At 67.7% G+C, this 12,253-nt stretch carries 15 protein-coding genes; 3 read left to right on the top strand and 12 right to left on the bottom strand.

Going from position 1 to position 12,253, the window contains the following annotated elements; translation table 11 throughout:
- Positions 1-133 precede the first annotated feature (133 nt).
- The 3 genes from ACFV9C_RS42285 to ACFV9C_RS42275 all read right to left on the bottom strand — a co-directional run bounded on the left by ACFV9C_RS42285 (position 134) and on the right by ACFV9C_RS42275 (position 3,003).
- The gene (locus tag ACFV9C_RS42285; protein WP_380203285.1) at positions 134-1,567 is read right to left on the bottom strand and encodes an ASCH domain-containing protein; all 1,434 of its coding nucleotides are present in this window, start codon (positions 1,565-1,567) and stop codon (positions 134-136) included.
- A gap of 81 nt (positions 1,568-1,648) precedes the next feature.
- Positions 1,649-2,251 (bottom strand): AAA family ATPase, encoded by a 603-nt coding sequence (locus tag ACFV9C_RS42280; RefSeq protein WP_380203283.1) that lies wholly within the window; start codon positions 2,249-2,251, stop codon positions 1,649-1,651.
- On the bottom strand, positions 2,248-3,003 hold the full coding sequence (locus ACFV9C_RS42275) for a hypothetical protein (protein ID WP_380203281.1): 756 nt from the start codon (positions 3,001-3,003) through the stop codon (positions 2,248-2,250). The genes ACFV9C_RS42280 and ACFV9C_RS42275 overlap by 4 nt, the downstream gene beginning before the upstream one ends.
- Before the next feature lie 372 nt (positions 3,004-3,375).
- Here ACFV9C_RS42275 and ACFV9C_RS42270 point away from each other — a divergent pair, with 372 nt between their 5' ends.
- Both ACFV9C_RS42270 and ACFV9C_RS42265 read left to right on the top strand, forming a co-directional pair.
- Positions 3,376-3,957, top strand: a complete 582-nt coding sequence (locus ACFV9C_RS42270; protein ID WP_380203279.1) for a hypothetical protein — start codon at positions 3,376-3,378, stop codon at positions 3,955-3,957.
- A gap of 621 nt (positions 3,958-4,578) precedes the next feature.
- The gene (locus ACFV9C_RS42265; protein WP_380203277.1) at positions 4,579-4,773 is read left to right on the top strand and encodes a hypothetical protein; all 195 of its coding nucleotides are present in this window, start codon (positions 4,579-4,581) and stop codon (positions 4,771-4,773) included.
- Between the two features lie 76 nt (positions 4,774-4,849).
- On the opposite strand, the gene ACFV9C_RS42260 is transcribed toward ACFV9C_RS42265, so the two are convergent.
- The 3 genes from ACFV9C_RS42260 to ACFV9C_RS42250 are packed head-to-tail and all read right to left on the bottom strand — an operon-like array spanning position 4,850 to position 6,707.
- Positions 4,850-5,482 carry a hypothetical protein gene (locus ACFV9C_RS42260; RefSeq protein WP_380203275.1) on the bottom strand — a complete coding sequence of 211 codons (633 nt, stop codon included), beginning with the start codon at positions 5,480-5,482 and terminating at the stop codon, positions 4,850-4,852.
- Positions 5,479-5,922, bottom strand: coding sequence for a hypothetical protein (locus ACFV9C_RS42255; RefSeq protein ID WP_380203273.1), 444 nt, complete (start codon positions 5,920-5,922; stop codon positions 5,479-5,481). The genes ACFV9C_RS42260 and ACFV9C_RS42255 overlap by 4 nt, the downstream gene beginning before the upstream one ends.
- Positions 5,919-6,707, bottom strand: a complete 789-nt coding sequence (locus ACFV9C_RS42250; RefSeq protein ID WP_380203271.1) for a hypothetical protein — start codon at positions 6,705-6,707, stop codon at positions 5,919-5,921. The genes ACFV9C_RS42255 and ACFV9C_RS42250 overlap by 4 nt, the downstream gene beginning before the upstream one ends.
- A gap of 121 nt (positions 6,708-6,828) precedes the next feature.
- Between ACFV9C_RS42250 and ACFV9C_RS42245 the strand changes: the two genes are divergently transcribed.
- Entirely contained in the window at positions 6,829-7,221 is a 393-nt protein-coding gene (locus tag ACFV9C_RS42245; protein ID WP_380203269.1) for a hypothetical protein, read from the top strand.
- Between the two features lie 55 nt (positions 7,222-7,276).
- Here ACFV9C_RS42245 and ACFV9C_RS42240 read toward each other — a convergent pair whose 3' ends face one another.
- The 6 genes from ACFV9C_RS42240 to ACFV9C_RS42215 all read right to left on the bottom strand — a co-directional run bounded on the left by ACFV9C_RS42240 (position 7,277) and on the right by ACFV9C_RS42215 (position 12,244).
- A complete protein-coding gene (locus ACFV9C_RS42240; RefSeq protein WP_380203267.1) occupies positions 7,277-8,680 on the bottom strand; it encodes an exonuclease domain-containing protein in 1,404 nt (467 codons plus the stop codon).
- 211 nt (positions 8,681-8,891) lie between these two features.
- Positions 8,892-9,362 carry a hypothetical protein gene (locus ACFV9C_RS42235; RefSeq protein ID WP_380203265.1) on the bottom strand — a complete coding sequence of 157 codons (471 nt, stop codon included), beginning with the start codon at positions 9,360-9,362 and terminating at the stop codon, positions 8,892-8,894.
- A gap of 17 nt (positions 9,363-9,379) precedes the next feature.
- The gene (locus ACFV9C_RS42230) at positions 9,380-9,805 is read right to left on the bottom strand and encodes a transcriptional regulator (RefSeq protein WP_380203263.1); all 426 of its coding nucleotides are present in this window, start codon (positions 9,803-9,805) and stop codon (positions 9,380-9,382) included.
- A gap of 596 nt (positions 9,806-10,401) precedes the next feature.
- Complete coding sequence (locus tag ACFV9C_RS42225) at positions 10,402-11,349, bottom strand: hypothetical protein (protein WP_380203261.1); 948 nt, start codon at positions 11,347-11,349, stop codon at positions 10,402-10,404.
- On the bottom strand, positions 11,346-12,023 hold the full coding sequence (locus tag ACFV9C_RS42220; RefSeq protein ID WP_380203259.1) for a DUF6919 domain-containing protein: 678 nt from the start codon (positions 12,021-12,023) through the stop codon (positions 11,346-11,348). The genes ACFV9C_RS42225 and ACFV9C_RS42220 overlap by 4 nt, the downstream gene beginning before the upstream one ends.
- The gene (locus ACFV9C_RS42215) at positions 12,020-12,244 is read right to left on the bottom strand and encodes a hypothetical protein (protein WP_380203257.1); all 225 of its coding nucleotides are present in this window, start codon (positions 12,242-12,244) and stop codon (positions 12,020-12,022) included. The genes ACFV9C_RS42220 and ACFV9C_RS42215 overlap by 4 nt, the downstream gene beginning before the upstream one ends.
- Positions 12,245-12,253 lie beyond the last annotated feature (9 nt).

Raw genomic sequence — 12,253 nt, 5'->3', positions numbered from 1 at the left:
AACAACTCGATTCGGTACCGTCCGGCCTTGCCGTCGACGTCCAGGACAAGCTTGACCTGTTGGCCTTGCTCTTCTACTGTCCAGGGCCCGCTCGCTGCCAATTCGGGCCACGTCGATGGCCACCGCCCGGTGCTCACGAATGCAGATCGCCGGTCGAGGGTGGCTCGGTGAGTTCGATTCCGATGGCGACGACGCCGAGCGCTTCGCGCTCGGGGGGATAGATCTGGCGGATGTTGGCGAGCTGCTCCTCCCGGGTAGCGAGCGGGTTGACCGAGGCGACGGACTCGGAGTCGAACATCGCGTCGAAGTCGGTGTACCGGGCGACTCTGGTGACGCGGGTCAGGACCTCGTCGCCCTGGCAACGGAACCGGATCAGCGAGCCGGGCTTGATGTTCTTGCGGCTGGAATCGTTGACCCGGATCTCGGTGGTCTTGCGGCCGGCGGCGATCAGGTCGAAGTAGCGCTTGTAGATGCCCATCTCGTGGGCCCGGATCAGGGGTTTGGTAGGTCGCGCGGTCATGAGTCGGCCTAGCTCCTTGACGGTGAACGATCGGAAGAAGTGTTTGGGGTCCCCGAGCAGTTCCGACACCAGCCACACGAGGGCGTCGACGTAGTTGTCGACCGTGCCGGGCCAGGCGGTGGTGTCGAGCATCCATGGTTCGACGTCGGCGGGCAGGGCGCCGCGGCCGTGCTCACGCAGCAGCGACTTGGACAGCTTGGCTCCGGTCGGAGCCAGCACCTGGGGTGTGAAGACCCGGATCGGCATCTGCCGTGCAGGCGTACCGAGTGCGCCGAGTGCGCCGTCGACGAGCTGGCAGCCGAACGCCCAGTCCCCGCCTTTCATCATGACCTGCAGCGTTGAGTCACCTCGGCCCCCGGCGCGCTCCTTGACCAGGTTTCGGTAGAGGGTGGCCAGGTCGAGGTACGGCTGGTCGTCTTCGGGGTCGACGTGGGCCTCGTAGGTCCCGTGGTCGAGACACACCGCGGTGAAGGTGGCGCCGTCCTCGTCGAGGCGGGTCAGCTTCGTACGGTCTGCGCGCTTCTGTGCCCAGCCGCACTGCGGGCAGGGGATGCGGACGTGAACAGTCCCGTGCGAGGGAGCCAGCCACCAGCGGATGTCGTCTAGGTGTTCCAGCGAGCGCAAAAACTCGGCCCGGAACGCCGGTGTGGCTTGCTGATCGGTGTAGGTCTCGACGGCGTACGCCGTGTCGGTGGCTTCGGAGACCGAGTCGAAGAAGGCTCGGTAGTAGGTGTCGATCAGCTCGCTGATCTTGTCCTTGCCCAGGGCATGGAAGTAGGTCTGCTGGTACGCGGTGTGGGTCTCGGGGTCGAGGATGACGTCATACGGCGCGTTGTCCAGCGCTCCGAAGCGGACCGTGGTGTCGATCGAGAATTCGCGTCGGGCCAGTTTCGCCAGGAAGAACGCGGCGGTCTGGACGAGGTTCGTACCAAGGTGAGGGGCACCGTTGATCTGGGTGCCGACCACGAACTCGATCCGGGCTGGCCGGTTGGACAGTACGCGCGGCCGGAGCAGGTCGATCGACCGCAGTAACGCGTTGGCCAGCACGCTGTTGGGCGATAGCAATAGCGACGTCTCGTACGACGTGGGCGAAGACAGAGGCGAGGACATGGAGGGGGTCGCCATTGGTCAGGCTCCTCGGCTGGGGCGGGGCAGACGGAGGTTGGAGCAGATGAAGTCGAGCCGCGCGGTCGCGGAGTCGGCGGCGACGAACACGGGTTCGTAGCCGGCGTCGTAGTAGCCCTGGACGATCAGCTCGTGCACGCGGCGGATCTCGCGATCCTTGGCCCACACGACGTCGTCGGCGTCCTCGAACCGGTCGAGGGGATCCAGGACGAACACGGCGTCGTACCGGTAGGCCTGCGTTGCCTTCTCCAGCTCGTCGGTCGGGCGCAGCCCGAAGAACCCCTCCCAGCCGTAGCCGTCCGGGATGCCGCGGTTGTAGAAGCGGATTCCGTGAGTGTGTGCCTCGTACTCGGCGATGAAGGCTTCGAGTACCTCCAGCGAGTACTCCCGTCGATCTTCTTTCTGAAGGTGCCGGCCGAGTCGTTCGCGGTGCTTGCGGTAGATCTCGCGTCCCGGCTCGGTAACCATGCAAGGGATCCCCGCGGCATGAACTGCCTCGAGCAGGTCGTCCTTTCCCGACGACGGGCCGCCGGTGATGACGTATCGGCGTGGTGCCCCGCTGGCGGCTGCCTCGAGGGCCTCCGCAAGGGCTGGGTTGGTGGTCACGCGTTGAGTCCTTCCGGTTCGGTGAGTGGCGCTGCCCGGAACCCGTTGATCCAGGCGATGCTCAGCTCGGTTTCGTCATGCAGATCAGCCACGAACTGTGCACGGGTCGCGCTGCCGCCTCGCACCGCGTCGACGAGTGTGTCGGCCTGGTCGCTGGTCAAGGCCGGGGTCCACCCGGCAAGGGCAACCAGGTCGTCGGGTGATTGGTCGCCGGCAAAGCCCGACGTGTAGAGCAGCGCTTCGAACCTGGCGGTTGCCCAGCGCCAGGCCGCAGTCACAGCCGCCCGGTCGATCGCGGAACTCTCGGCCTCCAAGCTGACCAGGCGCTCTACGGTGAGCAGCGCCGAGCGCGCCGCGTAGATAGCCGCCCACAACCGCGCCAGGTGCTCTTCGTGCTCGGCGACCTCCCACGCAAACGGGTCGGCAACGATCGTCTCCCGGCGATCGCCACCTGCCAGCCGAGGAGCGACAAGGGTCGGTCGGTTGAACTGCTCGGCATCGGCGAGTAGCTCCTCTGCGACGATCTCCACCAGCCGCGGCTCGACACGCTTCCGGAAGTGATGCACCTCGTGCCCGGCCAGCTCGGCAGCCAGCTCACGCCGAGCCGTCAGGTTGAGGCCTGGCGTTGCCGGCTGCAGGCCGAAGAGGATCCGGGCCGAGGCCGCGTACCGGGCGTTCGGAAAACGGGCCAGGATCGCCCGCAGTACGCCGTTCAACGCGGCCGAACGACTGACGTCGTCGCTCGGATCCACCGATCTTGCGACAACTCCCCTCAGGTTCAGCAGCCCTGCACTGGTCGTGCCAGACGTGGCCGGGAGACCTCGCCGCAGCAGACCGCGTACGGCCTCCACGACCTCGGATCGGACTGGGCTTTTACTGGGCATGGCATCAGTGAAACACGGTGCCCAGAAAAAGCCCAGTGCGCCGGGGCGCGGCCTGCAGCAGCCCGCACTGCCGATGTCCGGCGGTTGCTGCAGGTCTGCGCGGAAGGTGTCATCTGGTCGAAGTGAGCCTGTCGACCTGGCCGTTCCTCTTCCCAGGCGGGCACGAGCGCTACGGTTCGGGTCATGCACATCAGGGGGGATATTTCACTGACGGACATCTTGAGCGTGGGGGTTGCCGTCGTGGCGCTAGTCGTCGCCGGGCTCGCGGCCGCGTACGCCGCTAAACAGGCGAAGGAAGCCAAGCGCCAGGCCGACGCCGCCGTCGACGCCGTGAAGCGGGCCGATGAGAGCAACGACATCGCTCGCGAAGCGCTGGCCGAGGCCGCCGCTGTCCGCGAGCTTGCCCGGCGGGAGTGGCATCGTGGCGCACAGCCGACAGTGACCGTCCGCCTTGGCCGCAAACGTGCCAAACCCCGCGGGTACGAACTCCTGGTCGAAACCGATCAGGACCTCGATTCCTGCAGCCTCGAATTCGCCGCAGGTACACCTCTCACCGAGGCGACCGGGCTCAGCGCAGGCCTCGCGGAAACGATCTTCAACTACAACCCGCAGGTCGTACTCGGCCGTGTGACAGCCGGGACGACCGCCCGGCCGGCGCTGTGGCTGTCCCCATCGGCCGATGGAGTGACTGTGCGCCTGCGCTGCACAGTGACGATCGGCGAGAACACCTGGGGCCCGACCGTGTCGGAGGTGAAGATCCCCGCGAAGGCCCGGATCATCTCGTCGGCCGACAAGAGAATCGGTCGGGAGCAGGGTTTCTGACCGGCACCGGGGCGTACGAAAGGACGACAAATGGCGACCTGGGCATCGCGGGCAGCCGTGCGGGCTGCGGTTGACCTCCTGCGCGAGGCATGGGCACCGGGACCGGCGGATCGGATCGACGTGTTCGGTGAGCTGGTGTCGCCGGGAACATCCGATTCCGACTGCGACTGCGGCAGCCGGGACGCCGATGGCGAACCGCGGCCAGGCCGAAGGGCCGACACAGATTCTGCGTGTGTCCACAACAGGTTCTGTTACTGCGCCCAGTGCGTGCACGCCGACCATCTTGTCCAGGCCAACTGCGCGGCGCCCGGATGCGCGCGAACAACTCGGATCCAGATCACGCCCTGGTCGCTTCACCCCTGGACACAGGACCCGGCCAGTGACCAGGAGACTGCCCCCGGGAGCGATCCGTCCAGCGGCCCCGACTCGGCAGGCGCTCCGGATGTCGAGGCGGACAGCCTGTTCGGCGTAGGCGACAACCGCAGACAGCACCCGAGGCTGTTCGCGTGCGGAACGCTCCATGCCCACCAGCTGATCGCCGCCGACCGCCGCCGCTACCAACCAGCCGACCGTTACTACTACGAGGCCCAACGCTGGACGTACGAACCGGACCAAGTCGACATGCCGGACCCGATCAACCAGGTCCCCGGGCACCTGGACTTTGCCCAGTGGCACGCCCAGACCGCGATGACAGCACTGTTCGCCGGCAACCGCGAGCAGCACGACCAGGCCCTCACCGAAACCCGACAATCACTGGCCTGGGCACTGTCAGCCCTCACGGCTCACACCGAACTACTTGAAGACTCCGGGCCCTGACAGGCCGTCTGCCCCGGCGGTCTTCACTGCTCGGAATACAGCGGCTGCGGTTGTGTCAGTTCGGTTGAGCGGCCTCCTAGGTGAGGTCGATGGTACTGATCGGTTGCCAGCTGAAGGTCCCTTGCTCGGGGTGCTGGTCGACGGCGACGAGATCGACGGCAGTGATGATGGAGGTTACCGGCTCGATCCAGGTGTCTTTGATGCTGCGAATCAGCGGGTCGGAATCGCCGTCGACCAGCCCGTAGCCGAGGCCCATGTGCGGGGCGAAGTGCGGAGACAGCGGCGCCAGCGCTGATCCGCCGAGGACGGTCTCGACCGCGTTTCGGCAGCGGTGGACCAGGTCGAGGAAGACCGTGGCTGGTGGCGGGGTCCACAGCGTGACACCGTGCACCCCGACAACGGCCGGGCCGGTGGTCAGCTGGAGCCGCGGCAACGGCCGATCGGTGAGCTGCCGCTTCAGGGTTTCTGTCAGGGTGTCCGGAAGACCCACTGGCAGCTCGTCGACGTGGTGCTCGATCATCTGCACGGTCCAGTGCAGGTACTGCAGCGGCTGCCGGCTGACCAGCTGCTCGTGGTCGGCCATCGCTTCCTGGTACCGGGCGGCCTGCTCCCGGACCGCCGCCGGAGCAGTCAGGTACAGGTGGAGCTTCCCGTACGGTGATCGCCACCTGGTCGGGTGGCCCGGTCTGGTCGAGAAGAACCGTTTCATGCCCGGGTCACCGGCCCTTCTCGCGGAGGGCCCTGAGTGAGGGTGGCTCCTATTTCGTATCCGGTCAGGCCCTCGGCGAGCCACATCGCCTCCGCGTACGGCAGATCGAGATGCACGCCCAGCCCCAAGGCCAGAAGATCGCACGCGCCCCAGGCCCGGTTGTTCCAGCACTCCACGTCCTTGTCGGCGATCGCCGGATTGGCCCTCATCCGTACTGCCGTTGCCCACTCGCGACGTGCGAACCGCGCCATCGCTGTCAGCTCCGGTCCCAACCGGCCGACCACGTTTTCTGGCGCGATCCGGGCCTGCTCGAACTGCTGCACCGGCGTCTTGGCGTACCGCTCGACCCCGTCGATCTCGTCTCGCCAGTCCAGCAGCCATGCCGCCTGACGCCGCTCGTGCTCGAGGATCCGATGGTCCGGCGGGAGTTCATCGCTCATCGGGGTACAGGACCGATCTCGCAGGGGTCTCCGTTGTCCCACCAGTCCGGCAAGTGGCGCTCGGTCGGCGGGAAGGGCTCGGCGAACGGGTCCTGGACAACCTCGAGCTCGGCGACATGATCGTCGTCGCCGTTCATGTAGACGATCCGAATCCGATCCGGAAGCCCGCCAAGCAGCGGCCAGTGCGTGTGCCAGGCATTCAGCACCGCTGGATACACGCCGATCCCGACGCGTCCCCGATAGGTCTCGTACCCCGGCTTGGGTTCGCCCGAGGCCCGCATCTTGACCCGCATGGCACTGGCATCTCGGCGCAGGACGGCCAACACCTCATGCTTGCCCAGCCAAGCCGCCAGGGAAGGCCACGCCAACTGAGGCGCCGTCAGGCCCTCGCCGTTGGGTAAGACTCTCCCCCAGGTCTCCAGCCATCGCAGATCGTCGATTCCCGGGGCCTCATCCCAGATCCGGAATCTGGCCGCCGCACCAACACCCAGGAAGTCGGCCGGCTTGTCGAGGTAGATGTGCTGCACTCGGTGCCAGGTCTCCGCCCACGGCGAGACATGCTCGCAAGCCCCCAGCCTCCAATCGGTCTCGGGGACCCGGACCACCGTCGCGGTCACCATCTCGTCGACCAGGTCACGGCCCAGGGTCACGCCGTACTGCAACGGCACCTCCCGCCGCGCAGCATCCCGAAACTCCCGCCGCGCACGCGCCACACGCTCTTCACGCGCTGACGATCCTTCCCGCGAATCCTGAAGATCCTGCGAATCAGCAGTTCCCATGTCCACCCGGTCAGCCTAGAACAGCAGTAGGTGACCAGCCAGACACACAACGCAGCGGCCATTGGCGGCCGGTGACGACGTTCCTCACCCCGGCACGGCCTGCGGCCGACTGTGCCGTCATTGTGCAATGCAGCATCTGAACATATGTTCGATTTTGCGTTACTCTGCTGGAGTGCGGGAACGGTTCAGGGTGCAGCTGACGGATGACGGATCCGGGACCTATGGGGTCTGGGACGGCGCTGTACATGGCTGGCGGCAGAGTGGTCTCGTCGACGAAGAACAAGCTCTACGGGCAGCTTCCGACCTGGAGATCCAGTACGACGCCCATGGCCCCCGGAACCCGGATTCTGTTCGCCGCCTCGAAGAGCCTAAGGCGGCCGACCGAGCCGACTGGCAGTCCGGTGAAGTTGACGTCTGGATCAGGCAGGACGGTGAGTGGTTCGGCCGGTTCTGCGGCGAGGACAAGCGGGTCCGCTGGGTCTCCGGTAAGGACCTCCGCGCCGCCCCCGACCGCCCGTGACACCGCCTCGGACCTTCGGGACCGGTCGTCACCTCGCCGGCACTGGCCGAAGCAATCAGGGAGCGGTCATGCGGATCAGGTGCTCGCGGGTCTGTTCGACGTCGCCAAGGGCGCGGTGACCGCCGCCGTTGGGTAGCCAGCGTCGGGAGTGTGCGTGGTCAGAGCGGGGGATCATGACGTCGGCCCAGTGGCTGGGGTCGGCCAGGCGGGTGCGGCGGATGCCGTGGCGGTGGCAGTCGGCGGCGATGACGCCGCGGTCGTAGCCGGCGTTGTACGCCAGCACGATCCGGTCCTTGGTGACCCGCAGGAGCCGCTTGTAGACGGTCGGCCAGTCCGGCACTCCGGGAGCGGTCACCTCGGCGTCGGTGATGCCGTGCACGACATACGCGCCGTGCTCGATCGGCACGCCGGGGTTGACGAGGGTGTCGAGCAGCGTCTTGCCGGTGCAGGCGTCGATGACGGCGATCTCGCAGACCGCTCCGTACAGGTCGGTGGTCTCGGTGTCGAGCACGACGGCGCGGCCGGGTTCGAGCATGGCGCGGGCGAACCGCACCGCGGCGCCGGCCGCGGAGTTGAGCCGCAGGTCGCTGAGGTAGTGGGCCACCGCGGGCCGGTCCTCGATCGCGGCGAGCACGTCGTCCTTGCCTGGTCCGCCGTCAAGGCGTTCCCAGTCGATCTCCCACACATCTGGGCCGGGCACCCACCAGGCCCACATCTCGATCGAGTGCTCGTCGCCGAAGTCCCGCAGAAACGCCCTGATCGCCTTCGCGCGGGTCGGGGCGCGGCCACCGACCAGGTCCAGCAGCGGCGACCGCTCACCCTTCGGGGTCTCACGAACCTCGTGCCAGTTCACGTCCGGGAGATCGAGCAGCGCCTCGACGTCGCCGGTGCGGTAGAGCGGCACCGACACCGAGCTGTAGCGGCTGATCTGCTTTGCGTGGTGGGTCTTCGGTGCGATCCACCCAGCCTCGACGCAGATGTCGAAGTGCCGCCGGTCGGCGTCAAGGATCACCGCGGCGTTGTCTGCGGTCACCAGCCGGTCCGCACGCAGCTCCTCGTCGCCAGCCAGAGCCTCCACGTCGGTCCGGGCAATGCGGCCCATCCGGACCTCGAGCTCGCGATCGTCGATGACCGCCTTCAGCTCGCGGTAGTGCCATCCCAGCGACTCCGCGGCCTCGTCAAGCGACTGCGACCGTTCCACCCACGCGGCTCGCTCATCGATCACCGGTTGCACCTGCTCGGGCGTCAGCACGTCGATGTCCGCCGGTGCATACAGGTCGTAGCCGCGGCCCTTCTTCACGAACACGTCGACGACGGCCAGGTGGCCCGCCTCGGCGAGGGTGCCGATGTCGGCAGGCGCGACGTCCAGGCCCAGGCGCGCACCAAGCCGGTCCGCGCAACGGCCGGCACCGATCGGACGCTCAGACCTGACCTTCTCGACGATCGTGGTTTCCGTCATCCGACGATGCCCTCCCCTGCTAGCTGACGGTTTCTGCTCTGCGACTGTCGGTTGTGAGTGTGGCGGCCGGCCCCGACAGTTTTCGTACGCCGGCGCCTACAGCCCGTCCGGCAGGCCCCGAAGATCAGCGGGCCTGCCAGCCGCGCCCGGCCCGGCAGCAGCTGTGAGGGCTGTACGGCGATCTGAAGCCTCGACGGGGCCGGACACGCCCTCACCTGACGCCGTGGCCCAGAACGTGCGCCAGCCGGGCGTCTGGGGCTGTCAGACGCTGTTCGGAGGCCCGGGTCCTGGCCCAATTGAGGTAGAGCTGGATGCTCACTGTTGGAATGGCGGCAGTCAGCGCCTCGGCCTGGTGCTCGGCGGCGGCGTCCAGGCTGGTCTCACGGACCTCGGCCCCGCAGGCACAACGAGGCTCCGTGCCCTGCACCTGGCCGGCGTGTATTGCGAGGACCCCGACCGACCAGGCCTGCTTCAGCCCGGTCGCCTCGGCGATTACCGCGGCAAGATGTTCGACCTTCTCGCCTGGCTGCCACGGCGCGAAGCGCTGACCGCAGAAGCAGATCCGGTCGAAGGTGATGGTGTGCTCGAGCAGGGCGGCCAGAATGCGCCGCCGCATGGCTGCATGGCCGCTCGAGGCGCTGGCCGGCTCGTTGGTGGGCTGTCGGCGTGCGATCTCGGTCATGACGATGGCTCCCCTGGTCAGAGTGCTGCCGTGACGATCGCGGTTACGAGCAGCCATCCGAGGTGCCAGGACTGGTCCAGCTGGTAGGCGCCGCCGGCTTCGTAGTACTCGCCCTTCCCGAGCGCTTCAGCCAACGCCTTGAGCGGGAATCGTCGGTCGGCCCAGTAGTGCGTCGCGGCCGAGATCGCCTGTCCGGTGATGAATCCGGCGGGCGTGATCGGCAGCTGGAACAGATGCCAGACCAGCGCGACCACCGCGGCCGTCACCACGGTGTACGAGGCGACATGCGCCAAGCAGGCATGGACGCCCTCCGGCGCCCGGTGACCCTTCCGGGTGGCCTGACCGTTGGTCTGGACCCAGTGGTCGGCTACAGCGTGAGCGCCGTAGAGAGCTACGCCCACGCAGCTGAACGCGTCGGCGGATGATGCGACTGCTACTACCATCGATCAGTCTCCGTTTCCTGTCAGGTTTCGCGGGGACCCAAGAAGGCCGGTGGGAGTGTTGAAGGCACTCCTGCCGGCCGGGGCCGGGTTACAGCGATGCGGTGTTGGAGCCCGGGCGCCAGTCGGGCGGCAGCCCGAGTGCTGACCACACCTGGTGCGCGCGGTTGAGGACCTGGGGGAACGTCGGCTGGTCTCCCGCGGGCGGATGGACGTCGTCCCAGGCCAGAAGCCAGTCCAGGAACTCGATGACCTCCCCGGTGCGGGTGGCGGAGTCGTGGGACCTCCAACCTTCGTGTCGGTGTCCATCTGGTCGCTCAGGCGTCCGTCCGCGGGCACCTGGAACAACGTCGCGACGACCGCGGCCCGGACGTGCTGCTCGAAGCCCTTGGCCAGCCACATCCGCCGCCAGCCACCCCCGTGCCGCGGCTCCGGACAGCAGCTGCAGCCGTACCACCGCAGTCGGCCCTGGTGGCTCGCGCGGACGAACTCGGGCTGGTGGCCCTCGACGACCCGAACGAGTTCGGTTCCGATGGTCTCGGTCGCGATGCCGCCACACAGCACGATCGGGTTCGGCGGGGTTCGCCTGATGGTGCCGCTCATCGTCGGCCGTCCTCAGCGGTAGTCCCGGTCGCGGCCTGAACGCGGCGCCGGCTGCCCGGCGCACTCGGCTCCGGCGACTGCGGGGTGTGGAGTACGACCGGGTGCCGATCGGCGTCGGGGCTCTGGGCACCGGTCGCCCAGTCGACCCACTGCGGGTCGGCCTGGATCTTCTTCACGCGGGATTGCAGCGTCGTCGAGGCGGTACCGGTGAGCTTCGCGAGTTCCACCCACGATCCCCCGGCCGTGTTACGCGCCAGGTACAGCGCGGCGACGACGCCCTCGAACCGCGGCTGCAGCCCGATCACCAGGTCCTTGATGCAGGCGTCCAATGCCTGCAGGGTCGCCGGATCGCGGTTCCCGTCGAGCTTGAGCGACCCCGACCGCAGCAGGTGCACGGCGTACTCGACGGTGTCGAGCCAGTCGTGCAGCTGTAGCGCGTCTTCGCCGGTCAGATTCGCGTACCTGGTGGCCCAGACGTTGCCCGAGGCCCACGGCGGAAACACCTCGTCGAGAGCCTCGCTCTGCTCCTGGCTCATCGACAAGGTCAGCTCGACGCTCACCTGTTCGCGACTCTCGTTGGCGACCTCGGTGATCGTGACCGGCGGCATGGGGTTCTCGGGCAGGTCGATGAGCTCGAGCTCAGCTGTCGCCCGGGCGAACATGTCGTGGACGGTGTCGTACTCGAGGGGCTTGAGCTTCCCCGCCCTCAGCAGCACCGATCGCAGGACCGAGTCGAGGTCGTACTTGTCGATGAGATCCCGCAGGATCGCCCACTGAGTGTCGTGCAGTTCGATCGCGGCCCGGTGCCGGTCGCCGGACCGCAGCGGGGGGTCGAGCTCGGGTACCTCGTCGTGTCGCTCGAGCGCGACGGCGAGAACCCACTTCAGGCTCGTCTTGTCGAGCAGGTGGTGGATCTTCCAGTTGTCGGGGTCAGCGATGTTCACGGGTGGTCTGTCCTTCGAGGGTTGTGGTGCTGGGCAACGGCGGCCTCGAGCAGAGGCCAGAGCCGGTCGTTGCGGCCCCAGGCCGTGTCGGCGATGGTGACTTGGTCAGCGGCGCAGATCTCGTCGACCGCGTCGCCGTCGAGCCCGGCGTAGCGGAATCTGACTGACCGATCCGGCTCACGTCCGCCGAAGGCCGTCATGGGCACACCGTCGCAGGTGGTGCACCCCAGCGCGCCGTCGTGCCTGAGCATGTCCACCGTGCCGATGACGTCGCGGCCGAGGATGCGGCTCTCCCTGATCACGGTGAGCCCGGTGCCGCGGAACTGGTCGATGAGTCGTTCAGCGAGCCCGGTCGGGACATGCAGATCAACGGCCGCGCGCTGCCGCCAGACCCGGCCGTCGTCGTCCGTGACCTCTTCGCCGGGCTGCGATCCGTGCGTCAGCAGGCCAGCCCGGTTGGTTGCCGCCAGTACGCCGATGAGGCCGGCGGTCTCAGCTGCCGGCCCGTAGCCAGGCTGGTATCCCGGCTGAGACTCGATCCCGCCCTCCAGCCACTCGGCGGTCAGGGTGGCAACCTCAGCCAGCGACCGTGCAGCCTCCCACCGTCGCCGGTCGGATCGGGTCATCCGGAACCGGAAGGCCCTGCGCTCTTCATCGGGCTGCAGCCACCTCATCGGCCCGACTCCAGCATCGCTGAGGTGTGCCGGGCGGTTCGTTCCGCGTTGGCGAGAGCCGTCTCAAGTGCCTCGACCCGCCGCGCGACCTTCTCGAGGTCGGCGATCGGTACGACGGCGTTCCCGGCGAGGCGGGGCTCGTTCGTGGTCTCCACTCTGTCGATATCGATGGACAGGGTGCGGGCGGCGGTCCAGGCGCGCTCTTCGAACTGCTGGGTCATCGGGGTTCC

It is taken from the genome of Kribbella sp. NPDC059898 (assembly GCF_042730855.1).
Classification (GTDB): domain Bacteria; phylum Actinomycetota; class Actinomycetes; order Propionibacteriales; family Kribbellaceae; genus Kribbella.
Note: the sequence above shows the minus strand (reverse complement) of the source record. Positions and strands in the feature narration are given on the sequence as shown.